Annotated in this window: 17 protein-coding genes and 2 riboswitches; of the genes, 2 read left to right on the top strand and 15 right to left on the bottom strand. The window is 43.9% G+C overall.

Annotated elements, in window-relative coordinates:
* Positions 1 to 36: 36 nt before the first annotated feature.
* Positions 37 to 241: riboswitch (cobalamin riboswitch) on the bottom strand.
* Positions 242 to 579: 338 nt separating this feature from the next.
* From DWX84_RS08170 to DWX84_RS08160, 3 genes are all read right to left on the bottom strand, one after another.
* On the bottom strand, positions 580 to 1,623 hold the full coding sequence (locus tag DWX84_RS08170; RefSeq protein WP_009016831.1) for a PHP domain-containing protein: 1,044 nt from the start codon (positions 1,621 to 1,623) through the stop codon (positions 580 to 582).
* A 148-nt stretch (positions 1,624 to 1,771) separates the two neighbouring features.
* Complete coding sequence (locus DWX84_RS08165) at positions 1,772 to 5,860, bottom strand: DUF5074 domain-containing protein (protein WP_009016830.1); 4,089 nt, start codon at positions 5,858 to 5,860, stop codon at positions 1,772 to 1,774.
* 17 nt (positions 5,861 to 5,877) lie between these two features.
* Positions 5,878 to 7,545 (bottom strand): Ig-like domain-containing protein, encoded by a 1,668-nt coding sequence (locus DWX84_RS08160; RefSeq protein WP_229058951.1) that lies wholly within the window; start codon positions 7,543 to 7,545, stop codon positions 5,878 to 5,880.
* A gap of 206 nt (positions 7,546 to 7,751) precedes the next feature.
* Positions 7,752 to 7,955: riboswitch (cobalamin riboswitch) on the bottom strand.
* A 171-nt stretch (positions 7,956 to 8,126) separates the two neighbouring features.
* Here DWX84_RS08160 and fldA point away from each other — a divergent pair.
* Positions 8,127 to 8,636, top strand: a complete 510-nt coding sequence (gene fldA, locus DWX84_RS08155) for a flavodoxin FldA (RefSeq protein ID WP_005859688.1) — start codon at positions 8,127 to 8,129, stop codon at positions 8,634 to 8,636.
* A 114-nt stretch (positions 8,637 to 8,750) separates the two neighbouring features.
* Here the strand turns inward: fldA and DWX84_RS08150 are convergent, their stop codons facing one another.
* The 4 genes from DWX84_RS08150 to DWX84_RS08135 form a co-directional block, all read right to left on the bottom strand.
* Positions 8,751 to 9,854 (bottom strand): PepSY domain-containing protein, encoded by a 1,104-nt coding sequence (locus tag DWX84_RS08150; RefSeq protein ID WP_048927097.1) that lies wholly within the window; start codon positions 9,852 to 9,854, stop codon positions 8,751 to 8,753.
* Positions 9,851 to 10,681, bottom strand: coding sequence for an alpha/beta hydrolase (locus DWX84_RS08145; protein WP_048927096.1), 831 nt, complete (start codon positions 10,679 to 10,681; stop codon positions 9,851 to 9,853). Before DWX84_RS08145 ends, DWX84_RS08150 begins: the two co-directional genes overlap by 4 nt.
* 9 nt (positions 10,682 to 10,690) lie before the next feature.
* Positions 10,691 to 12,106 carry a DUF4374 domain-containing protein gene (locus DWX84_RS08140; protein WP_044545610.1) on the bottom strand — a complete coding sequence of 472 codons (1,416 nt, stop codon included), beginning with the start codon at positions 12,104 to 12,106 and terminating at the stop codon, positions 10,691 to 10,693.
* Between the two features lie 63 nt (positions 12,107 to 12,169).
* Positions 12,170 to 14,551 (bottom strand): TonB-dependent receptor, encoded by a 2,382-nt coding sequence (locus tag DWX84_RS08135; protein ID WP_083434092.1) that lies wholly within the window; start codon positions 14,549 to 14,551, stop codon positions 12,170 to 12,172.
* 287 nt (positions 14,552 to 14,838) lie between these two features.
* Between DWX84_RS08135 and DWX84_RS08130 the strand changes: the two genes are divergently transcribed.
* Complete coding sequence (locus DWX84_RS08130) at positions 14,839 to 15,831, top strand: sugar phosphate isomerase/epimerase (protein WP_005859698.1); 993 nt, start codon at positions 14,839 to 14,841, stop codon at positions 15,829 to 15,831.
* Positions 15,832 to 16,004: 173 nt separating this feature from the next.
* On the opposite strand, the gene DWX84_RS08125 is transcribed toward DWX84_RS08130, so the two are convergent.
* The 8 genes from DWX84_RS08125 to pflB form a co-directional block, all read right to left on the bottom strand.
* Positions 16,005 to 18,314: a TonB-dependent receptor gene (locus tag DWX84_RS08125; RefSeq protein ID WP_008772879.1), complete on the bottom strand. Its 2,310-nt coding sequence runs from the start codon at positions 18,312 to 18,314 to the stop codon at positions 16,005 to 16,007.
* A gap of 46 nt (positions 18,315 to 18,360) precedes the next feature.
* Positions 18,361 to 18,711, bottom strand: a complete 351-nt coding sequence (locus tag DWX84_RS08120) for a hypothetical protein (protein WP_005867403.1) — start codon at positions 18,709 to 18,711, stop codon at positions 18,361 to 18,363.
* Positions 18,712 to 18,795: 84 nt separating this feature from the next.
* Entirely contained in the window at positions 18,796 to 20,349 is a 1,554-nt protein-coding gene (ahpF, locus tag DWX84_RS08115) for an alkyl hydroperoxide reductase subunit F (RefSeq protein WP_048927095.1), read from the bottom strand.
* A 19-nt stretch (positions 20,350 to 20,368) separates the two neighbouring features.
* On the bottom strand, positions 20,369 to 20,935 hold the full coding sequence (gene ahpC, locus DWX84_RS08110; RefSeq protein ID WP_005867400.1) for an alkyl hydroperoxide reductase subunit C: 567 nt from the start codon (positions 20,933 to 20,935) through the stop codon (positions 20,369 to 20,371).
* A gap of 220 nt (positions 20,936 to 21,155) precedes the next feature.
* Positions 21,156 to 22,436 carry a phosphopyruvate hydratase gene (eno, locus tag DWX84_RS08105; protein WP_005867398.1) on the bottom strand — a complete coding sequence of 427 codons (1,281 nt, stop codon included), beginning with the start codon at positions 22,434 to 22,436 and terminating at the stop codon, positions 21,156 to 21,158.
* Between the two features lie 107 nt (positions 22,437 to 22,543).
* On the bottom strand, positions 22,544 to 23,134 hold the full coding sequence (locus DWX84_RS08100) for a Crp/Fnr family transcriptional regulator (RefSeq protein ID WP_008777750.1): 591 nt from the start codon (positions 23,132 to 23,134) through the stop codon (positions 22,544 to 22,546).
* Between the two features lie 186 nt (positions 23,135 to 23,320).
* Positions 23,321 to 24,055, bottom strand: a complete 735-nt coding sequence (pflA, locus tag DWX84_RS08095; RefSeq protein ID WP_005867396.1) for a pyruvate formate-lyase-activating protein — start codon at positions 24,053 to 24,055, stop codon at positions 23,321 to 23,323.
* A complete protein-coding gene (pflB, locus tag DWX84_RS08090) occupies positions 24,056 to 26,296 on the bottom strand; it encodes a formate C-acetyltransferase (protein WP_008772883.1) in 2,241 nt (746 codons plus the stop codon).
* Between the last annotated feature and the right edge of the window lie 106 nt (positions 26,297 to 26,402).

Raw genomic sequence — 26,402 nt, 5'->3', positions numbered from 1 at the left:
TTGAATCCTACGCTAAACCCCGGTAGCGTAAAATCGCGGCGGTTATCCGGCATTGGCAGGTCTTCTGACTTACTCCACTTTAGAACTTCCTTCCCGTTCCTTCCGGAAACAGTGGCAATGAGTTGATGTCTAAAGCTTTTTTGGAGCTTACAGCAGCGGGACTGTCCAGGTTTCTCACCTGATTCCCTTTTAATCGCCGTACCCTGAATAAAGTAGGCGAACCAATACGGCAGCAAATTTATAAAAAACAATTCAAAATATACACAATATTATTAAATGCTTTTTTTTGACTATACTGCATATTGTATAAATTAAAAAATAAGGACGAGGGAAATACCGACTACTATCCATAAAAAATGCGGTTACTATCAATAGTAATCCGATTTAATATAGATACCCACATGATCAGTTCGGATGAAAACAGGGGAGATCGATGAGCGTGCTACCGCCAGAGGATTGTCGGAAGCACTAGAGAAATTACGGATCGAAAAGTTTAGCCCTTCCGAGAAATTTATATCTAGTTGTAGAGACGTAATATGCCGCATTAGGGCCCGGTCTCTGAGCTGGATGAAAATTGACTCATACCGAAAAATCATCGAAATAAATCGATAGGTTCTTATTCCTGCCGATAAAACAGTTTTTCATTATCCAACTATTTTCCTTAGGATTCATCATTATAATCGTTTTTCTTTCCGGGAGCAGGTATAAATTGTTTTCGCAATATATAATGAAAGGAATATCAGATATATTGGTTACCTCCAAACACGTATTCCTCATTCGCTTAACCCGGATACAGGCCTTGACCAATGGGGCCAAGTATTTTTCTTCTCCCGCGATTTTCCCATCGAATAACGCGGCCGTACGACCGGCGAACAATGCCTCCCGTATCCTTTTCTCACTTCTTTCTTCCGAGAATACCAGCGTCAGGGGACGTAGTCCTTTCCTGTATATCCCGGAAAGAACACAATGAGCGTCGCTACTTGCCATAAACGCTTTCTTAAAACCGGAACACCATTCTAATGCAATCGGGTAAAAGTCCTTGTAAGACATGACTTCTATACCATCGATCATGTTCTCTTGAATCAGTTTTTCATGTATGGGATATAAAGTGGCCTTATGATTCGGCCAGCCGGGATGATTCCACACAATAAATGCCCCTTGCCTTTTTGCCTCGGCAATAGATTCCACAGGATTTTCTTTCTCCATAAGATTGACATCTTGTACAAACAAGGCGTTTAGGTGTCCCAAGGGCTTGGAACGTGTTATTTCCGCTCCGGGAATCACGATAAAGTCCATGTCGTCAGCAGCTTTTTTAGCGATTTTGTAAGATTCGTTTAAATCTCCTTTCAAAATAACCTTGTTGATCCGGTGCTCGATATGGTCAGTAATCGCTATCGCATCCAATCCCTCCTGCCAAGCCTCATATATCCGGGCATCGGGCCATACCAAGCCGTCGGAGAATACCGTATGGGTATGAAAGTCACATTTTAACGTCTCGTAATTACTGAATCCCGGAATCTCGATCCGGTCTCTTATAAACAAGTGATCGATATGCGTTAGCTCGTAAACATCCTCTTCCTCAGAGGTTTCGTCCGGCAATGCGGGAACTATGAATCTTTTCATGCTTAAAATTGCTCAATAACGGGGTACTAAGATAGAAATAAACAACAAAATTTTCTCATAAGCTAATTAATTTAAAATGTCATTCATATCACATTGTTATAACGATAGGAAGGAGAGCCTTTTGACTCTCCTTCACCTTGTTTCGATATTACTTGATTACGAACTTCCTCGTTATCCGATCATTGCCATTGATGGCAGTGATGATATAAGATCCTTTGGAAAAACTCATCAAACGGCTCTCATTCAAATCGGTCACCTCAAAAGCATCCAATACCGTACCGTTGAATCCTACGATATAGCAACGATAGCCTTCCAGATTATTCAAATGCAGATAGCCGGCGTAATAATAGATACGGGCCTCACCCGCACCTATCGTCTCATTGCTGACCGTCCCGGAAGAGGTAGAGAACGGTTCACTATAGAATGTGCCTACCACCTCTTTCTTTCCGTCTTTCTCTTTAACAGCCGTAATTTTCACGATATAATCAGAATCTTCATCCAAATCCCGCAAGGATATAGCGATCTTATCCGGAGTACCTAAACGCAGATCGCTTCGCAAGCTGGTGAGGATATTCCCGTCCGCATCCATCGTGTAAACACCAAACAATACGGGAACCTCATTCACATATTTGTATACGGAGACCTCATAGAAGGTAGCCTCTGGCACTTTCGGGAAGGTCAGCGTAGCCGTGGAATCAGCGGCCTCAACCACAGGTTTATCCAAGTCTGGGTCGGTTACCGTAACCTCGCAAGTGGCCGTATAACCACCGTCATCCGTTGTTACGGTTATCGTAACGACACCGGCAATTCCGGCGGTAACCGTACCATCGTCGGCTACAGAAGCAACAGTAATATCCGAGCTACTCCATGACACGGATTTATTTTCCGCATTTGAAGGAGTGACAATCGCAGCTAAAACAGCCGTCTCGCCCTTATCTAAAGACAAAGAAGAAGCATTTAAAGAAACCCCTGTAACTGAAGAGGAAGGAGCCTCCGTAACCGGAACTACCGTGACATCACAATAGGCAGGAATATCTCCGTAATTCGTATATACCCAAATGCGAGTAGAACCTCCTGAAATAGCGGTCACTACACCGTCCACAACGGTAGCGATCTCCTTATTATCACTTTTCCAATAAACTGTTTGATCCACTTCTTCCGGATTCTCTACGGTTGGTTTTACTTTAACTGTCGGAGTTAACGTTATCGTACGACCTAGTTCTATCGTAGCTTGATTCTTATTCAACGTTACAGTATCTATATCACATACGACATGGACTAAACAAGAATCGACAAACTTGCCATTTTCCATATTCGCATAGACCCAAGTAGAGCCCGCCTTTTCTCCACGAATACGTCCATCATAATAAATATATAATATATCTTCATCAGCGGCCGTTATATCGGGCATTGTCTGAGATGCGTCATCAGGCGCATAAATCCATTCTAAGCGACCAGACTTCGAGATATCGATTGTCATCTCATGCTGTTTTAATTCAAAAGATTCCACATGGATTGAATCAACGATTATTACGCAAGTATCGGTTATTCCTCCGTATTTTGAAGTAACGACGACATTTGATTTACCCGGACGAACGAAAGAAACCTTGCCATCGCTAGACACGCGCACGGGGCTCATACTGGTAGACTTCCATGTCAGTTCTTGGAATGTAGCATCCCCCGGATTAATAGTTGCGGTCAATTGAGCGAAAGTGTTCGGTTTCTGGCAAATCGTATCTTTATCCAATTGGATGCTCGTTACAGGAATCTCAACCGCAACTTTACAAGTCGCTTTTACATCCGCACCACTTAACGGAGACACCGTAATGATTGCCTCACCATATTTTTTTGCGGTCAATACACCATTCTTATCAACCGTAACAACATCCGGCGTATCAGAAACATACTTCATTGGTACGGCACCTATCGAATCTGGTGTTGTCGTTATCGTCAATTGCTGCGTGTTACCCGGTTTCATAGAAACAAATGTCAAATCCAATTTAACCGCATCCGGCCATTGTACACAATTCACTTTACATTCCGCAGTTTTCGATCCATCCTCCGTAGTCACCGTAATGGTAGCTTCACCTGCTTTAATAGCCGTAATTAAGCCTTTCTCTGAAACCGTGACAATATCCTCATTCGAAGATTTCCAACTAACAACCGTATTTGTAGGCTTAGCAGGTATAAACGTAGGTTTCAATGTATAAGTATGTTGCTTTCCATTCGAATTCGTATTTAGGGATATTGATTCCGGTAAACTCACGGATTGAATATTGGCTAGAACCTTGATAACACAGCTATCCATTTTGGATGAATCTGCACTCATAACCTTAATAACAGCTAGTCCATCCGCAAAAGCCGTAACCAATCCCTTATTATTCACATGAGCGACCTTTGTGTTCGAGGAGTTCCAAAGCAATTCAGGTAGAACCGCTCCTTCAGGATGTAATTTAACTTTTAACTGGAGTGTACCATCACGCTGTACACGGGTCGTATCACTCTCGACATCTAAAGTCAAACTTTGGACTGAAAGAGAAACATTTACAAGACAAGTGTCCTTCTCATTACCTGCTGACACGATAATTTTGGCAGAACCTTGAGCAACAGCGGTTATTTCTCCATTTACCACACTCGCCACATTGCTGTTCGAAGAAGTCCATACGGCAGAAACACCTTCGGGAACAGTCACCTTTAATGTGGATTTTTCACCCACATTCTGAGATAACTCATGCTTATCTAAATAAACGGCTTTTCCTTTCACCGTCACTTTCAAATCCTTTGTGACAATCTTTCCATTCGAATCGAAATTAACGGAGACGGTAGCTTCTCCTGTTTGATCCGGCTTCAATGTTAGAGTCAGATTATCACCTAAAATAGATGCAGATAACAGACTCTCATTCGATACTGATTTAACGGATTTATAGATAGCTTCAGCTATATTGTCTTTATCCGTAGCCATATCTTTTAAAGATACAGTTATAGGCGCATCATTAATACCAGCCTCTATCGAAGTAAAATCTTTAACAACCGGAGCCTCATTATCAGGGAAGATATGCATGGCAGGGAACCAATAGCTGGGTTCTAGCGGATAACACCCTAATTGACGGCCAGTTTTAGCATCTACAACATATTGCCAATAGTTTATAGAGCCAAAATTCTCAAAAGCGGAAATATACAATTTGTCATCTGGACTTACACGTAAACCGGCACCCACATACAATACGCGTCCCTTCTCCGGAATGGTATAAAACGGTTTATCCATAGAAGAAGGATTACCGATCTCATAACGATAAATCTCATTACCACTGCTAAAACCACCTCCCTTTGTCCAATAAATAGCATTTTCTTGCGTACTTGCACAAAGAACACCCGCAGTCCAAGCATACCATGAATCCGGTATAGTCAAGCCATCGGGTAATGATAGATAAGTTTCTTCCAAAGTCTCCGGATCAATACATAACAGGCGTGATCCAGCACCTACCCAAACACTGCCATCCTTACTTTGTGTCAAAGTGCTGAAACTTCCTTCTATCAATTTGATAATCTCATGTTTTAGAGGATCTATCACTAAAACGCCTTTACTTTGCTGAACCGCAAACACATATGTTTTTGTCCGGACCATCATTCCTACTTGACCATTATAAAGTCCCCCGGAATTTGAGGCACCTTTCAATTGGTCTCCAACCGTCAAGTTCTTTATATCAAACAAAAAAATACCGTTTGAAGCGCCAATATAGCCAACAGAGTCATTCACGCCTAAAAAAGCACGCCCATCGCCTCCGCCTATATCCGTAAATTGAGCTTTCACTTTCATTGTCTTGGCATCCACCACATTCAGGCGACCTCCTTCAATACTGGCTCCACCATCCTTTGGCTGTTTAGAAGTAATAAACATATTATCTCCAAAAATAGTACCAAACTGAGATGTACAACCTAATTCTTTACCAGGGTTTGCTGTCTGGAAAATCCTATAAGCAAAATCACCAGAAGAAGTCATAAAATTAATAGTACTGTTGTTATGACCAAACCAGTCCTCGTTCAAAATAAAGACTCCCTGTGTATAATCTACGTTTTCACTTGAACGTAGTAGCGTGACTCGGCTTTGCGAAGCCGGAAGTTCAGGCATTTGCAGTTTCTGCTTCTCTATCGGATTCAGCCCCCGCAAACCGGTTTGCCCCACAGCCGAAAAGGCCGATAGTAAGCAAACCATACTTAAGTAAAGTGTTCTTTTCATGTAAATGAATTTAATTATTAATTAATACGGAATTTAAAGACCTTCCGGTCTCCATCCTTTTCTCCTGTCAACAGATAATTCCCGGAGGGAAGCGATATAGGATAAAGTTCGTGGGGAACTCGAGTTATAAAGGTTCTCAATATTTTTCCTTCCATTGTCATTAAATAAAAATGATATCCATCCAAATGCTCCAAAGACAATGTCCCATTTTGATAAATTACCCGACTACCACTTGCGGATAAATATTCATTACTTACTGGATTCGATATTTTTTCTACTGTATAGGTATCTATTATATCCAACCCATTCAGCACCTGTATCTCTATCGTATAAACACCGTCTATGTCTAAATTTTTCAATGGAACCAAAATTTTCCCAGAAGAGCCTTGTAAGCTCACCGCTCTTAATTCTGTGATTATATTACCTTCGGCATCGATTACATAAGTAGCGATTCTTTTATGACCACTATCCTCATTTCTATAAACACGAACTTCATAAGAGGTGGCTTCCTCTACTTTCGGAAAAGTTAAAACAGCATCAAGACCATTGAAATCTATTTCCGGAATAACAACTTCCGTTATCGTTACCTCGCAAACAGCGGTATATCCGCCATCTACCGATTGGGCTGTTATTTTCACCACACCGGGCTTGACACCTGTTACGACCCCATTTTCTACGGTTGCTATGCCTGTATCGGAACTACTCCAAATAACCTGCTTATTATCAGCGTTTACAGGAGAGATACTAGCTACAAGGGTTGCGTTTGCTCCTGCTTGTAAACGCAAAGAAGACTTATTGAGAGAAATGGATGTTACGTGTATCACCGGGATCTCGGGTTCATCCCCTCCACCTCCAGAGGGTATTGTCGCAGCGACAAAGACATCCCCGGGCTGAGTTCCTTCTGATGTATTCATATTTCCATTCCAGCTCCACGCATCCCAACAACCATCCGTCAATACACGGCTTGTCGCACCTAAACCAGAATAGCTAAAATTAGAGGTTTGGCTACTTCTCACAAAATAACTCCAATAGCCATAATACCAACCGGCTTGCCAATGAATGCCATTGCTACAACTCCAATAGTCATAGTCATAAGATGGATATCCATATCTTTCCGCATTTATCGGGTGATAAATAACTCCTGTTTGAACCCCTTGCCGAATGGCGGCCGCAACATCCTCTGCCGGATGCTCTGGATGAGAAGTTTGCCCCAACAGCGGATTTGTGATAGGAGGTTCAAATTTAAACGCATTTTTAGGCTCAGACTTCGCTCCCTCTAGATCATAAGAAATATTAAGTCTACTTTCACCATACCCGATTCCATCGATCGTATATCCCATCCAGCCAGTGTATTGGGTGAGCAATACCAATCGAGGATCTGCTTGAGCAATCGCCACGATCATATCATGTCCGGTTGCCTCGCCATCCCAGCGATATCCCCAAACCATGGCATCCGGGCGATTCCCATCATGCCATTCAATCACTAAAGCGGCTTTATTGCTACCGTTACCAACCCAATATTGGATGTCATCGAAAGTAAAACTGGCATCAGCTCTTAACTGAGACTCCTGCTTTGTTGAGATATTCCTTGCGGAAGGATGCGGTTGACCTTGGACCAATACTTGCGCATAGGCTCCAACTACGTAAAAAGCCATTACAAAGAAAAAAGATAAAAACTTTCTCATAAGCATAATATTAATGTAAAACTCCAAAAAACAAATACACTGAATGATATAAAAAGACATGGCTTTAACAGGTTAACACAAAATAAATTACCCATAGTTCCCCACGAACTACGGCATAACTTACCCTATCAAAATTACCTCTTTAGAGCAATGTTCTCTGTATTCCATATTTGAATCATACGCTAAACCCCGGTAGCGTAAAATTGCGGCGGTTATCCGGCATTGGCAGGTCTTCTGACTTACTCCACTTTAGAACTTCCTTCCCGTTCCTTCCGGAAACAGTGGCAATGAGTTGATGTCTAAAGCTTTTTTGGAGCTTACAGCAGCGGGACTGTCCAGGTTTCTCACCTGATTCCCTTTTAATCGCCGTACCTGAATAGGGTAGGCGAACCAATACGATGGCAAATTTATAAAAAAACAATTCAAAATATACACAATTTTATCAAAACCTTTATTCCCTCAACCATCGCTGGCCATTCGTGGGTATTCGCAACCCTCAAAATACATATTTGTAGGTATTGCCGAGACTAATAAGATATCGGATATTTGTCTTCGTTATTAAACTATAAAAACAAATAGAAATGAAGACTATAGGAATATTCTACGGCTCGTCTACAGGAACGACGGAAGGGATTGCGAAACGTATCGCAGAGAAGCTGGGTGTGGAAGACAAAGATATTCATGACGTATCTAACGCTTCTCCCGCTGATGTAGCGCCTTATGAAATCTTGTTATTGGGCTGTTCCACTTGGGGCGCCGGAGATTTGCAAGATGATTGGGATAGTTATCTAGGGAAGCTGAAAAAGCTGGACTTAAGTGAGAAAACCGTCGCATTATTCGGTTGCGGAGACTCAGCCTCTTTTAGCGACACTTTCTGTGACGCCATCGGTACGATCTATTCCGACCTGCGAAATACAGGTTGCAAGTTCATCGGCGCTGTAGATGCCTCGGGATATTCATTTGACAGTTCCACCGCCTGCATAAACGGTATGTTCGTCGGACTTCCTCTGGATGAAATGAATGAAGACGATCAAACAGAAGGGCGGATCGACCAGTGGTTGGCATCTATAAGGAAAGAAGGAATTGAATAGACGCACACTTTTACATACATAACTGTTTAACCTTAATATTACAACGTTTGCGTATTCAACTTGATTGGTTTAGATTTATGAAGAGGTATGTGGGTCAAACATACCTCTTTCTTTTCATCTCAGTTTCCTGAATTGTTTCTTTATCCAAAAATAATAGCCGGTTATCGCGAAGATCGTCCCCAACAAGGAAACTAAGCAAGTCAATATACGGGTAGTCATTCCCCCCCACGAGCCGACGTGTACGGAATAAATCCATCCTCTTATCTTCCCCGATTTTGGGAGATCTTTATATAATTGGACTTCCGTAATCTCACCCGTAGCAGGATCAAAGGAGTAACGGTCGCTTCCTCTTGTATTCCCATAACGGGCCGTAGAAACCGTAGCGGAGCCATCTTGGATCGTGATTGAGTTAAAGTCCGGATAATGGCTTTTCAATGCCGATAACACCTCAGCCCATTGTGTGTAATCCGTCTTTTTCTTCGCGGGTTTCTTCGCGCCGGAAGAAGCTGGAGCATGATGCGCTTGAGGCGGGTTTGCACTAATACCGAAGACACTATAAAAGGCATTTCGATACCAACCAAACGACCATGTTAATCCGGTTAACGCTAAGATAAGCAGGAGCAATGCCGCATAGAATCCCCCGGAGACATGTAAATCATAGAAGAAACGGAACCAACCAGCCTTGGTCTTTACTTTCAACCGGTTTCTCAATACTTTTTTATTACGGGGATACCAAATTACGATTCCACTTATAATAATAATCGCCAAGACCAAAGTCGCATAGCCAACTATTGATTTTCCCCAAGAAAAACTTCCATCCCGTTTATACTCATCAAGTAACCAACGATGAAGACGCATCATTTTCAGGAAAAAACCTTGTCCGTCATCCATCCCGGTCACCTCCCCGGTGTAGGGATCAATAAAACCCGCGGCCTTTTTCCCCGGTAATATCAGTTGATAAGTTCGTCTCGGGTCAGACGATACCCGAATACCGTTTATTCGAACCGAATCGGGTAATTGTTGGCGCGCCGATTCTATCAAGGCGGCAGGCGAGAGAGGTTCCCCTTTTACTTCCTTTACAAAATAACGGGAAGGGTAGCCTAATTCTAATATCTCTGTCTCAAAGACGAGAATCGCCCCGGTCAGGCAGACAATCGCAATAATAATGCCAAAAGGTATCGATAGCCATAAATGTACTTTCGCAAAGAATTTTCTCATTTTCCGAATAATTGTTTAATCCCGTCATATATACCCGGAACCGCTACCGTTCCATGGTTCTCGCCGGGAAATGATTTACTAAAGAAACGCAGGTTCTCCGCTTGTGGCAAAACCTCCGAAAGAAGATAACTCACTTTGTCAAGATGAATGTCCACCCGGTCCGTCCTTTTTTTAGACGCGACACCGATATACAGGCTTTTCCCTTTAAAATTCCGGCCTGCAACCAAAGCCTCCGCCTCCCGGACCAACCGCCCCTGATCCCACCACAAACTAGGGTCGACCGCTAGATAGGTATCAAATAATTCCGTATGACGAAGAAACGTATTCAAGGTGAAAAGCCCCGCATACGAATGACCGATAAGCATATTCCAGCCGTTCGTGCGATAGGCACTATCGATAGCAGGGCGAAGTTCTTCCGTAAGAAACTTACTGAAAGCCTCACTTCCCCCTCCTTGCGGAATCGCATCTATGGAGATTTTACCATCCCGTCCGGCGGCTGAAGCGGTAGGCGTAAAATCACGTGTCCGATCCGTATTTAATACCCCGACAATAATACAGGGAGGTAGATATTTACCTCTACCGGATGCCAACGTTTTCCTTATGCCTACCAGCGAATGAAAGAAAGAATCTCCATCTAGCAGGTAAACAACCGGATAGCGTTGTTTCGTATCCATATTATAATGCTCCGGCAGGTGTATCCAATAACTCCGGTCTTCTTGCAATACGGTAGAGTACAAAACCAGTTCCTTTCCTATACAAATATCCTCCTGGCTCCGCAGGGTTAGCGGGAGCAGGAGGAATATTAAAAGAATGTGAGTCCGACTCATACTTGCTTATTACTCTTGAGCGGCAGTCAATTTACCTACACCACTGATTTGCTCTGCCTCAACGGTAAGACCTTTTGTTGCGGTAGCTGTCTTCGGATCGATACGATACACGGCAGGTTGACTTCCATCGGTAGTCGTAACCGCCATATAAGCGATACCATCCTCCGAGAACGGAGTATTGCCAAATCCGGAAATAACATCCGTGGAAGGCAGCCCCTTCACGTAAGTAAGACTCTTATCCTCTCCTTTATAAATAGCCAACTCTTTCGCGGCGAATCCGGATTCAGTCAACGGACGATCATACATCAACAACAAGAAATAATCTTCCGTGATATGCCAACAACGCAAGAATGCCTTACCACCCGTCTGTGCCTCCAAATTACAATAATAATCAGGATCAAACTCCTCCGCATTAGCCTTAATACGAACTACACCGGCCGGCAAAGTCGTTTTCTGTACCTCCGCGGTCATCGTCTTGGCATAGCTGGGCGAGAACACATACACATCGCCGTTGTCTGCCGTCCAAATGGTCTGGTAGTATTGAGAACGGTTACGTCCGCAAGCATAACTGATCTTATCCGTCTTTATCAGTTTCGGGTTCTCGAATTTCTCGTTCGCATAAATAGCGACCCAAGCCTCGTTCGGATATTGCGTCCATTGCAATTCCCCTTTTTCGTAAGCGCCACTACCGCTTCCTCCGGATTCTGTCTTTACCAGCTCCGGGTATTTAACATATTTACCTCCCTCCGCTTTCACGCCGTACTTACTCAATCCCATCGGGATAGCCGCAGAATAGATCCGACCGTTCGCTTGGAGAATACCCGCTAACGTAACGAACTCGCCATTTCCCAAATAATTCTCCGACAAGATCGTATTCGTGTTTGTCGTAAACGTCTCTTTGGCCACATCCAGATAAGAGAGCAAGAAGCCTTTAGGCAGATAACCATTCTCGTCCGCATATTCCTCACCCAGATCACCGGTAGAAGATGTAATGATATAGTCGCCATAGATACCATAAGAAGTAAATCGCTTGATCTCGTAAGTATTATCACGCTCTTTAATCTTACCTTCCGCATTCAGTACGTATGAAGAAGTAACACCGGCATTTCCTTGATTGTAAACCAAACGATACAAATATTTATCCTTATAGAAGATCCATTGCGTACCGCTTTCCGTAGTGAGTCCGTTGTTTTTAGCGGAGATAGAGCCATCACCCAGCGTATCGGCTGTCAACAAGTAATTTGCGTCACCGACAGAAGCGGCGACTACATAGCTCGAAACCGCCTCCGAGGTCGATCCTCCGCCATTTCCATTCCCGTTGCCTCCGTTATCCGGGTTTACAGGATCGTCGTCACTACAAGAAGTAAATACTCCCCCAACCAATAACGCGGCGGCAAGACCTGTCATTAAATAATTCTTCTTCATGTTGTTTTAATCTATTATGTTTTGAATTAATTATTGATAAATAAAAGATAGTCACACTTTAAATTAATTACCGAAATAAACCCTCACCTTACCATAGAAAGCCCTGCCAGCCTTCTGCAAGCTGAAGTTATCGTATAATTTCTCGTTCGTGAGATTCCTGCACTCGAAAGAGATATTGTAACGCCCGTTCTGTATACCATAAGAGAGTGTCAGGTTATGCGAGAATTGAGTTGGTACCACAAATTCGGATTCACTGCCTACTGCCTCCGAATACAGCGGGAAACTATGCATATATAAATTATCGTAAGTGACACTTAGCGTATTGCCTTTCTTCCACAAATTACGCCAATAGAAAGTCACATCCGAGTTGGCAAACTGATAAGGAAGATTCGGCATACGTGCGCCATATGTCAAGCTCTCTTGGTTCGTCCCGCTGGTAACCGTCTTCACGTTATCCCTCACATTCATCTGCGTAAAGTTTCCTCCTACGCTTACCCAGTTAGCGAAACCGTAGCGAACCGAGATATTGTAACCCTTGGTCTCTACACGACCATGATTCACATAGGTAGCGCCATATTTACCGCCGCTCAAATCCGATATATTCCGTTGGATATAATCTTTCGTATTTCGGTAGATCAATCCGCCTTCCACATATACGGAATGCTTACCGAATGTCTCGTTGTAGCTTAAATTCAGATTCACGTTATCGCTGTTCTCCGGTTTCAAGGAAATATCGCCGGTCTCAAGGTCCTCATCGCCAAACATCTCCTCATTGGTCGGCAGGCGATAGGCTTTCTCATAGGACAATTTCGCTTGCAAGCTTTTCAAGATAAAGTAAGTTCCCGCAGCCCCATATCCCATCGCGCTTACCGAATTGGTCGTACGTATATAGTCATCTTGAGCCGAGGAAGTAGCGACAGGCCCCGCAATAAACTGGTTGTAATATTTACCGAACACAGACAAGTTCCAATGTTCCGTCGGCATCAAGCGATACGAAAGACCGCTGATATTTTTACGGGTTTCCTTCGGGATAGCGTTCGCTTCCGAGTCCTCGTTCAAAAGAGACTGATTCGAACGCCGGAACGCGTTGATCACGTGATTGAACGTGAACGTATGCGCCTTACCGATACGGTAGTTAGCTGTTAAGGTTCCGTTCCAGTTATTATTATCCGACCGGGTGTTCTGATAAGATTGCTCACCGGGCATCCGGAGAGGACGCATCTCGCCACGCCAATTATATTCATAGGAAGAGGTATCTACATTGTTCGTCATGTTCTTATTATAATTCGCCGTCAATACCACATCCAAGCCCCTAACGAAGAAATCACGCTTGCGATAGTCCAACGACGGCATGATCGAGTATCCCTTCCGATATTTGCCGCCAAACACCACTTCTTGGCGTACGCCCGTCTGTATATCTTTATACATATGTGAATAGGTAAACCCGAACATCAAACGATCCGCCCATTTCTTATCCACGAAACCGATTTTCCCGATAACGGCCTCGTTATGATACGTATCATGAAAACGCTTCACATGCTCGATCTTTTTCTTATTGATCGCTCCGGTCGTAAAGTCCTTCACCGGAGTATCCACATAGTAATTATTATCCGAATAATTCTGGAAAACGTTGATCTCATACGTGAGTCCGCTCCGGAAAGTTTGTCCGAAGTTCACATAAGATTTATGCGTATTGAAAGACCCGTATGAATAAGAAGCATCCAAAAACCATTTGTTCCGGTTCTTCTTGGTGATGATATTGATAACACCTCCGATAGCGTCTGTTCCGAAACCCACCGGTACCACACCCTTATAGACCTCTATACGCTCGGCATAATTCACCGGAATGTTATTCAGTCCGAAAGAACTGCCGACACCTTCTTGCGGAACCCCATCGATAAAGATCTTGATATGCTTGCCGGTAAATCCATCCATCATCAGTTGCATATCCGAGCCGACACCGCCGGACTCCCGGATCTTCATTCCGGGCGCTTGAGCCAAGGCTTCACTCAAGTTCTGGGTTGAATTTTGCAAGGCTTTCGTATCGAGGGCCACGGCATTGAACGCAGAACGCTTGAGCCGGGTCACGCCATTAGAAACGACAACCACCTCATCCAACTCCGTAGCTTGAGGGCTGATTACCACATTCATCTTCGTCCGTTCCCCACGCATCAGTTTCACGGGTTTCTCTACCGTCTTATATCCGATAGCCGATACTACTAATGTATATTCTCCCGCGGGAGCTTGAAGATGATAGATACCTTCCTCATTCGTAGTCCCGCCGTAATTCGTACCTTTTAGATAAACGGTAGCGAAATCCACGGTTGTTTTTTCCGTGGACAGGACTTTACCCGATATCATTGTTTTATGTTGAGAAAAAGCCGAGATGGAAATAAGCAACAGTAAAAAGGAGAGGAAAAGCCCTCTGATTTTCTTCATCATCATTTAATCAATTATGTTATTTAAAACGTTGCAAAGTTACGATCAGAGACTACAGCCCCACAATACCTAAGAATGGGTAAAATCACATTAAAAATCCACGGAGGTATACCAAACAATCCCCTTATTCAGGTAATTGGATGTATGGAGTAAGTTCGTAAAATTGAGTTATGTCAAATTTTAAATCTATTTAAACCCAATCGCAAGTTTTTGAGAGACATTTTCTTAATAAACTTCAAAAAGGTTAACTATATTTGCGAGAAACAGATGTTTAATTTTAATTCTTTATCACCATGACAGACAGAAGAACATTTTTGAGAAACATTTCATTACTTACTTTAGGGGGCATAGCCAGCCAAAAAGTAATGGCTTCAAATCCCACCAGATCCATACCCGCCACGGATGCGATATCCTCGGCAACCGCCGGGAAAAAGATGGGATTGCAAACCTATTCGCTCGGACAGGAGTTACTGCAAGATATGCCTAACGGATTGAACCGATTGGCAAAAGCGGGATATACCGATCTGGAGATTTTCGGATATAGGGAAGACACTGGTAAATTCGGTGATTATAATCCTAAAAATACGACATTCATCGCCTCCAAGGATTATAAGAAAATGGTGGATGATGCCGGTTTGAGAATCAGTAGCTCACACCTGACCCCTTCTCTTCGTGAGTACACGAAAGAGAATATGCCCAAATTCGACGAGTTCTGGAAAAAGGCAACCGATATCCATGCCGAGCTAGGTGTTAGTTGTATGGTACAACCGAGTTTACCCCGTATCGAAAACGAGGATGACGCCAAAGTAGTATCGGAGATCTTCAACCGTGCCGGAGAGATCACGAAGAAAGCCGGAATCCTATGGGGTTACCATAATCATAGCAATGAGTTCAAACGGGTATTGAAAGCCGGCGAGAAACCGGAACAGAACCCGAATCCGTGGGCACCTCCTAAAGGTACTTATATCGAGGAGTTATTCCTAAAAAATACCGATCCGGATAAGGTTATGTTCGAGTTGGATGTATATTGGGCCGTTATGGGGCAGCAAGATCCCGTGGAATGGATGGAGAATTATCCGAATCGTTTTAAGTTATTGCACATCAAGGATCGTTGGATCATCGGTGATTCCGGTATGATGAATTTCCCGAATATATTCAAAAAAGCGTACGAGATCGGTATCCTCGGCTACTACGTGGAACTGGAAGGTGACAAAAAAGGCCGTACCCAGTTCGAGGGCGTAGAGAAGAGCGCCGCCTATTTGCAAGCCGCTCCGTTCGTTAAATAAAACATCCCGATTTATCCCATAAAAAAGACAGTGTTTCCGTAGGGCGATCATACGCTTGGGAACACTGTCTTTTTGTTTATTTTGCCTTCAAAAAAACACGTACGTCTTTTTTCGGAAACACGTACATGTTTTTCACGAAACACGTACATGTTTTTTCAAAGGGCATTACATGATTAAAAGCTCATCTTTACACCGGCAAAATAACTTCTCGGGCTAGCCGGGCCATAGATATAGGAGGAATCCCGGTTCTTACCTTGGTCAAAGTCGGATTGGTAAGCGTTGAACAGATTCTGCACGCCCCCATTTACTTCTAGTTTCAGCTCTTTGTAAAGCGGGAACTCATACGCAAGCTTGATATTCATATCAAAAAAATCCGGAGTCTCCACCGCCTTATCCAAAGGTATATATCCCGCCAAATGCTGCACCAACATACTTCCCGTATAGGTTCCCGACAGGGAAGCCGTGAAACGTTTGAAAGGCGTAAGGGTAGCCGTAAAATAACCATAGATATCCGGCGTACGGAACATCTTTGTCTCGGCTGGCACATTCTCGTCATCGCTCCATTTCTCGGCCTCTTTATAACGGCTTCGCTGGAAAGTAGCGCCCGCTTGCAAAGATAGCCATGAAGTTAACACCGACTTTCCTTCCAAGGTTAATCCCATCACTTTCGCCCCGGAACCGTTACGACGTTCCTTAATCAGATTGCCTTGCTCATCTTTCCCAATATCTTCCAAGACAAACACATCACTTAAGCTGGTGTAAAAACCTTCCACCAAGAAGTTCAACTGGATACCATTCTTAAAACGATGGTAAAAATCGACCGAAGCACTCAAGCTCTGCGATTTCTCCTCGGATAAATCTTTCGCACGCTGGATCATAGCGACCTCTCCGCCGACCGCCGAGATATGCATATCCTCATCGAACGCTTGCGGGGCACGGAAACCACTGGAATAACTAGCCCGGATATTGATATCTTCCGTCGGGTTAAAACGGATATTCGCACGAGGGCTGAATATTACATGATCCATCATATTATGTTTATCCAAACGACCTCCAATCAAGAAGCTCCATCGCTTATTTTTCCACTCATTCTGCAAAAACGCGCTCTCGATATGCACCTTCTGATTCGTAAAGCGATTATACCCGATCATCTCGTCTTTCAAATGATCGAAACTATACTCCAAACCGGCAGTCAAATCCGATGGCATAAACAAGAATTTATCAAAACTATAAGCATATTGCGTACCGGCCATAACCGTCAGGTCCGTAGTCTTGCCGTAAGCGTTCGGATCTTGGTTCGTCCCGTAATAACTATCCCGGTCTGTATTCTGGGCAGAAGTGAAAACACTCCATTTATGTTTGTAATCCTTGGAGAAAAGATCGAATTTCAGACCTCCTCCATCAATCGAATGCTCCAACTGTTCGGCGATATCCGCTTCATGAGGCGGACGATCCAACAGATTTCCTCCCCTGCGGTATTCATTCATATGATGATACTCGAATGTCAATTTACTATAAGTACTCGTTTTCAGGTACGAACGGAAACCAACCGTTTGATTCTTCAATTTAGGCAACTCCGTAAAACCATCTCCATCCTGATCAAAACCGGAACGATGACGGTTCTGGCCAAAAAGATATAAGCCCGCTTTCCCATTTTCCGATACCAAAGAGGCATTTAGGGTCGTATTATTATCGAAAGCGGATGTCCCACCGATCGAGGTTAACGTATGCGACAATTCCCCGGAATTTCTCAAGGGCTCCTTCGTGATGATATTAATTGTCCCGGCGATAGCGGACGAGCCGAACAGTGCCGATCCCCCTCCTCGCATCACCTCTACCCGCTCGATCATATTCGCCGGTATTTGCTCAAGCCCATATACGCCGGATAAAGCGCTGAATATGGGACGTGAATCAATCAGTATTTGGGTATAAGGTCCGTCTAATCCATTGATCCGGACTTGCTGGAAACCGCAATTCTGGCAATTCGTCTCTACCCGTACACCCGGTTGGAAATTTAGTCCCTGTGCCAAATTCACCGCATTGGTCGTAGTAAAAACCTTCGCATCCAATACATTCACTAATGTGGGAGCCAACCGGCGGGAAGTTTCCGCACGATTCGCAGATACCACCACGCCATCCAAGGCGATCTGGTCTTCTTCCAGTTCTACATTAATCTCTAAGGTTTTTCCTTTCTTTAGGGTCACTTCTTTAGAGATAGTCTTATACCCGAGCGCTTTATATTCTAGCGTAAATTTACCTTCCGGCAGATTCTTCAGGAAATAATGTCCCGAGTTATCGGTGGTCGTACCGATCGTGGTACCTTTTAACAATACGTTGATAAAGGGAAGATGTTCCCCTGTTTTCTTATCCAATACATGTCCGAAAACATTTGCGTCTGAGTCGTTTAGACGGTCCTCTCCCGTGGCCTGAGCTACCGTTAGGGCACAGCACAGGCATAGTATAAAGATGAAAAATTTATTCATTTTAATTTATTCTGATAAGTAATACAATGTTATTAATCTCACAATATCAGAATATGGGAGGAGCCCGAAGCGTACGTCTTCCCCGGAAGGGAACGATATAGTCCGGATAGACCGGAGCGAAAGATAAGTTACGAATAAAGGAATAAAAAGCCGCCAGCAGAATAGCGACGAAAGCCGCACCTGTTATCTGCAAGACAGATAACTGATGAAGCAACTGAAACTCGGCGTAGCCATGTTCATGGTCCGGACGACCATCGTCCGTTTTATGATACGGGTGAGAATGGACGATTGTTACCCCGTTGACAATATGAACGTGGGTAAACGCAATAATACATCCCAAATAGGCTATGAACAGCGCAGGGAGTAATATCCTCAGATATTTTCTTAATCTATCCATCTCTTTTCTCTCGATCGCAAATATAGTAATATAACCGATAAAAGAGATACGCTGTTCAAAAATTACCTATTTGTAGGTATTTCATCAACCGAGTACACCACGTACCCGATCTTCAAAGGCCGAAAGGGCCGCTTTGGCGCCTTCTCCCATAGAAATAATGATTTGCTTAAAGGGTACGGTGGAAACGTCGCCCGCTGCATAAATACCCGGGACATTCGTCCGGCAATGTGCGTCAATCACGATCTCACCGGGACGATTTGTTTCGACAATCTCCTTAAAGACACCACTATTAGCGGCTAAGCCGATTTGAACAAAAATACCGTCTAAATGAATAACACGCTCTTCCCCTGTCTTACGATCCTTTGTACGGATACCGGTTACCTTGTCGCCATTTCCAACCACCTCGGTTGTTTGTGAACTAACAAAGATCTCGACATTCGGCAAACTCTTCGCTTTCTCTTGCAAGACTTGATCCGCTTTTAACTCATCCATAAACTCCAAAACGGTTACTTTCGAACAGATCCCCGCCAAATCAATAGCCGCCTCGATACCGGAATTTCCACCGCCAACCACGGCAACATGTTTTCCCTTATAAAACGGACCGTCGCAATGAGGACAAAAAGCCACTCCACGCCCTATATACTCTGCCTCACCCGGTACATTCAATTTACGCCAGCTAGCGCCCGTAGCGATAATAACCGCCGGAGCCTTGAATATCTCACCTCCAGCCGTAGACAAAACCTTCTCGTTTCCTTCTATCGTTACCTTCTCTATACGACGATGCTCCAGCAGGTCAATCGGATATTGCCGCATATGCAAGCGCAGATTGTCAGCCAACTGGGTACCTGTTGTCTCCGGAACTGAAATCAGATTCTCAATTCCTACCGTCTCCTTCACCTGCCCGCCGATACGCTCCGCCACGACAGCGACACTCAGCCCCTTTCGTGCGGAATAAATAGCGGCAGAAGCACCAGCCGGACCCCCACCGACCACAACCACGTCATATCGTTTTACCGTCTTCTCCGTCAGGCTCTCATTGATTCCATACTGAGCTTCCAGCTTCGATAACAATTCACCGAATTCCCCACGTCCTACATGGATCAGTTTTCCATCCGCAAAGACAGAGGGGACGCCTTGTATCTTCAAGGCATCAACTTCCGCCTGATTGATAGCCCCATCTACCATCTCATGATGGATCTGAGGATTTAAAGTCGTCATAGCGTTTAATGCCTGTACCACATCCGGGCAATTCGTACAAGTCAAAGAGACATAGGTCGTCAGATGTATCGGGCCATTCAAGGCTTTAACACGATTACAAATGCTCTCGTCCGGAAAATTCTTGCCTTTCCCATCTGAATTCAAGATCGCCAACAGCAAGGAAGTAAACTCGTGTCCATTAGGTACTCCACGAAACTTAATCCCCGTTTTCGCTCCATCCTTTAATAAAATGAATTCCAATCCCTCCCCATCAGATACTTGCATAGATATTTTATCCGAACAAGAGGCAACATCACCTAATAAATCCAACAATTCCTGTCTACTTTCATGCGCAGGAGAGATCGATATATCAAAGGTATAATTCGCATTTAACCCTGCGAATATACCTTTTAATTGTTCTTTTAATGTTGATTCTAACACGATCTATACTCTTAATTATTTAGATTTTCCCTACCAAGTCAATGCTAGGTTTCAAGGTAGCCTCCCCTTTCTTCCATTTAGCGGGACAAACCTCACCATCATGTGAAGCGACAAACTGAGCGGCTTCAACTTTACGAAGTAACTCGGAAGCGTCACGACCGATATTGTTATCATGAATCTCGGCCACTTTGATCTTTCCTTCCGGATTTACCAAGAAAGTGCCACGGTATGCCATACCCTCTTCCTCAATCATCACACCAAACGCACGACTCAGTGCTCCAGTGGGATCTGCCAACATCGGATATTGGATCTTACGGATAGTCTCGGAAGCGTCATGCCAAGCTTTATGTACAAAATGAGAGTCTGTACTTACAGAGTAAATTTCTACTCCCATTGATTTAAACTGCTCATACTTCTCAGCCATATCGACCAACTCTGTTGGACAAACAAATGTAAAATCGGCCGGGTAGAAGAAAAAGATAGCCCACTTACCCAAGACGTCCTCGTTGGTTACAGTCTTGAAATTACCATTTTGAAAAGCTTGTACTTTAAACTCCGGAAGTTGAGAATTAATAATCGGTTCCATACTTGTTCCTATTTTTAAATGAATACTATTTGTTTTTATTTCCGATACAAAAATATAACATATTTATTCATTAAAACAATTTTTCTAATCGATATATTTTATGAGGTTATAGATAATACTTTATCAATCAATAAAAAGGGCCTATCCTCACGGATAAGCCCTTCAATATCTTGGGTTTTGGATTACTACATAATTAGCGATTATAATTTACTTTATATACTTAATTGATTCTTTTGTATCCGTATACGGCACGGTCTCCCAATTCCTCCTCGATACGAAGCAGCTGGTTATATTTAGCCATACGGTCCGAACGACTTAATGATCCCGTCTTGATCTGTCCGCTATTGGTAGCGACAGCGATATCGGCGATCGTAGCGTCTTCCGTCTCACCGGAACGGTGTGAAGTAACGGTCGTGTATCCATGACGGTGAGCCATCTCGATAGCGTTCAGTGTCTCCGTCAAGGAACCGATCTGATTTACCTTGATCAAGATTGAGTTACCGCAACCTTCTTTAATACCCCTTGAAAGGAACTCTACATTTGTCACGAACAAATCATCTCCGACTAATTGGCAATGGTTACCAATACGATCTGTCAGTTTCTTCCAACCAGCCCAATCATTCTCACTCATACCATCCTCAATGGAATCGATCGGGTATTCGTTGATCAGCTTTTCCAGATAATCCACTTGTTCGTCGGAAGTACGTTTCACTCCTTTTTCTCCTTCAAACTTCGTGTAATCGTAGATTCCATCCTTATAAAACTCAGAAGAAGCGCAATCCATACCGATCATCACATCCTTGCCCGGTTCATAACCAGCCGCCTTGATAGCGGCGATAATTGAGTTCAAGGCATCTTCCGTACCTTCCAAATTCGGGGCGAAACCACCCTCATCACCAACAGCGGTACTTAACCCACGATCGTGCAATACCTTTTTCAACGCATGGAATACCTCAGCGCCCATACGTAAGCCTTCCTTGAAAGAAGCGGCACCTACCGGACGAATCATAAACTCTTGGAAAGCGATCGGAGCGTCGCTATGCGAACCGCCATTGATTATATTCATCATCGGAACAGGCATCACGTAGGTATTCGTTCCACCAATATATCTATATAAAGGAATATCCAAATAATTTGCGGCAGCTTTCGCTACAGCTAAAGAAACGCCAAGGATAGCGTTCGCACCTAGTTTCGATTTAGTTTTCGTACCGTCCAAAGCCAACATCGCATGATCGATACCTATCTGATCCAAGGCAGACATCCCCTTCAATGCCGGAGCGATAATCGTATTGATATTCTCAACCGCTTTCAATACGCCTTTACCACCATAACGCTTCTTATCGCCATCACGCAACTCCAAAGCCTCGTTCTCGCCGGTGGACGCACCGGAAGGCACAGACGCACGGCCCATAACGCCGGACTCTAGTAAAATATCAACCTCTACTGTCGGGTTACCTCTTGAATCTAGGATCTCACGTCCTGTAATCTTTTCTATTTTCATTGCTTCTACGTTTTTTAAACTGACGCAAATATAGATGGATTACTTGAACCGTGAAATCACCACAAATTGCTATTTTCACCTCAATAATACCTGAATGTAGGTAGAGACTACAACACTCCCGCCCGCACCCGGCTCAAAGATTCGGGTGTCATCAATAAATACGAGGCGATATGATTGACAGAAGCACGTTTCGCTGCTTCCGGATATTCCTGTTGAAAACGCAGATAACGTTTTCTTGCCGACTCAAAACGCCAAGAGTCCGCTTTCTCTTGCGAAAGCATCAAAGCCCACTCCAGTATTTTCTGGTACAATCTATTAATAGCTAAAGATGTTTTCAATAAATCGCTAAATTCCGAAAAAGAGATCCGGTGATAAACCGTCGGTTCCAATGCCTCGATTAATAAACGCGTCGGTTCTCTTTGGAATGTGCTGGCTATACAAATAACGATATTTCCCTCACAGGAGAAATGCTCGGTAATATCACGTTTATTCTTATAGTAAAACTGGCGTAATAATCCCGATTCCACATAATATAAATATTTAGATATTTGTCCGTTATCCAACAATAATTCTCCTTTCGCAGCCTTACTTGATTCTATGATCGAGGCCAGAGAATCCAAATCCGCATCGGGTAATGGATAAAAACGTTTGGATATCATTTCGGCTATTTCTTGTGGTGTCTTCATACTATTCATCATTTTCTGATCTATATCATTTTTTATCTCCTTACAAAAATAGATATTTGTTGCATATAACAAAACAAACACATATTAAATAGTCAAGGTTAGTCTAGGCAAAAAATTATTACTATCGTTTAAAAGCTAATCGGATTAGATTGTTTTCCCTGATTAGCTGTTGCATAATCGCAAGGCTTGATCGAGAGATCAGGCCTTGTTATTTTCTGGTTTGTAGCGAGAGAATATCGCTTTCGCATTATCTAAACGTTCTTTTGATAAGGGTTCCACCCCCTTTAACGGATAATCGAGACCTAATTGCTCATATTTATAGGTTCCCATCGTATGATAAGGCAATAATTCCACTTTGCGAACCACTTTATATGAACTGACATACCGAGCTAACGCCTCCAGCCACTCGTCATTATCCGTATATCCGGGGACAATAACATGGCGAATCCAAGTATCTATGCCACGTCTCTCCAATTCATCCAAGAACAGAAGCGTATTATCCTGCTTGACACCCGCCAGTAACGGATGTAAATCCGGGTTTAAGGTTTTGATGTCCAATAACACTAAGTCCGCATAATCCAAGACTTCCCAAGCTTTTGAGGTACATACGAAACCAGATGTGTCCAAAGCTGTGTGAAGACCTTGCTCTTGGCACAAACGGAAAAACTCTTTCAGAAACTCAGGTTGCAATAAAGGTTCCCCACCGGTAACAGTCACCCCCCCACGGGCGATAAAACTCTTATACCGTAAGACTTCCGTCAATAGCTCGCCGGGAGTCATCTGATATTTCACCTTCCCTTTCGGGTTCCAAGTATCCGGGTTATGGCAATACAGGCAACGCAACGGGCAGCCCTGCATAAAAACGACAAAGCGAATTCCGGGACCATCTACGGTCCCGAAACTCTCTAATGAATGTATCTTACCTTTTATCACTTACAGTGAATGGTTAATGGTTCTTGAAATAACATCCAACTGTTGTTCACGAGTCAGTTTCACGAAGTTTACCGCATATCCGGATACACGGATCGTAAGTTGCGGATATTTCTCAGGATGTTCCATAGCGTCGATCAACAAATCCTTATCAAATACGTTAACATTCAGATGCTGACCTCCATCCGGAGTAAAATAGCCATCCAATAAGCTAACCAGATTATTGATCTGCACTTCACGCTCCTTTCCCAACGTAGCCGGAGAAACAGCGAAAGTATAAGAGATACCGTCGTGCGCATGCTGGAATGGAAGCTTCGCTACCGAAGCTAGCGCAGCGATAGCACCTTTCGTATCACGACCGTTCATAGGGTTCGCGCCCGGAGCGAAAGGAGTTCCACCGATACGGCCATCCGGTGTCGTACCAGTCTTCTTACCATATACCACATTAGAGGTGATCGTAAGGATGGACTGCGTAGGTTTCGCATGGCGATAGGTCTCGTGCTGACGCAAATATTCCATGAACTTCTCGGTGATCTCTACAGCGATACTATCCGTACGATCGTCGTTATTACCGAAAGGAACATATTCGCCCTCACGTTCGAAATCAACCGCCAAGCCACGCTCGTCACGGATCACACGTACTTTCGTATCACGGATAGCAGCCAACGAATCGGCAACGATAGAAAGACCGGCGATACCTGTCGCACGGATACGCTCTACATCTCCATCGTGAAGCGACATCTCGAATGCCTCATATGCGTATTTATCATGCATATAATGGATTATCTTCAAGGCGTTCACATACACTTTCGCCAACCAGCGCATCATTTGCTCATACTTAGCCATCACCTCATCGTATTCCAGATACTCGCCGCGAACCGGCTCGAACATCGGGGCTACCTGTACGCCGCTGCGCTCATCCCGTCCTCCGTTGATCGCATATAATAAACATTTCGCCAAATTCGCACGGGCTCCGAAGAACTGCATCTGCTTACCGATCTTCATAGGAGAAACGCAACAAGCGATACCATAATCATCTCCATAATCCGGACGCATCAAATCGTCGTTCTCATATTGGATAGCCGATGTATCGATAGAGACCTTGGCACAGAAGCGTTTCCAGTTCTCGGGAGCGTTCTTAAACCACAGAACTGTCAAATTGGGTTCTGGTGCCGGACCTAGATTATATAATGTATGGAGATAACGATAGGAAGTTCTTGTTACCAAAGAACGGCCATCCACTCCTTGGCCGCCCAAGGACTCTGTTACCCAAACCGGATCACCGGAGAACAAATCATTGTATTCCGGCGTACGTAAGAAACGAACGATACGCAACTTGATGATCAGCTGGTCTACCAATTCTTGCGCCTCCTCTTCGGTCAACTTACCCTCACGGATGTCTTTCTCGATATAAATATCCAAAAACGTAGAAGTACGTCCGATAGACATCGCCGCGCCATCTTGGTCTTTTACCGCCGCCAGATAAGCTAAGTACACAAACTGAACCGCCTCACGAGCGTTTTGTGCCGGACGAGTCACATCAAAGCCATAGCTAGCGCACATTTTCTCGAACGCTTTCAAAGCCTTGATCTGTTCGGAAATCTCCTCACGGCTCTGGATGATCTCTTCCGTGATCTCTTGGATATCCAAACGATTCAAGAAACGCTTTTTCTCCTCGATCAAGATTGCCGTACCATATAAAGCGACACGACGATAGTCACCAATAATACGTCCTCTACCATACGCGTCGGGCAGACCGGTGATAATAGCCGAACGACGTGCGGCAATCATCTCTTCCGTATATGCGGAGAAAACGCCCTCGTTATGAGTTTTACGGTACTTCGTGAAGATCTCTTTCGTCATCGGGTCCAAATGATAACCATAAGCTTCCAAGCTATTCTCGACCATACGGATACCGCCCTTCGGGAAGATACCACGTTTCAGCGGAGCATCGGTTTGTAACCCAACGATAACCTCATTCTCCTTATCAATATAGCCCGGGCCATATACATCGATCCCTTGAGGTAATTTTGTCTCGGCGTCATAAACTCCCTTTTCCCTCTCGACCTTAAACATCTCGGTCAGCTTGTTCCAGACCTTACGGGTCTTCTCGGAAGAAGCGACTAAAAAGGAATCATCCCCTTCATAAGGCGTATAGTTACTCTGGATAAAATCTCTTACATTGATCTCTCTTTTCCAGGTCTCACCCTTAAAGTGATCCCAGCACTCATTCTCAAATTTCATAAACAATCTTATCTAATACCACATTTTTACCGCCGCAAAGGTAGGAGAATTATCGTCATATTTCTGTCACATATGCTACACCAGTTCTAAAATCCCTATAAATTGC

The sequence above is a fragment of the Parabacteroides sp. AF21-43 genome (genome assembly GCF_003635435.1).
Taxonomy (GTDB): Bacteria; Bacteroidota; Bacteroidia; order Bacteroidales; family Tannerellaceae; genus Parabacteroides; species Parabacteroides distasonis.
This window is presented reverse-complemented; position numbering and strand designations above follow the sequence as displayed.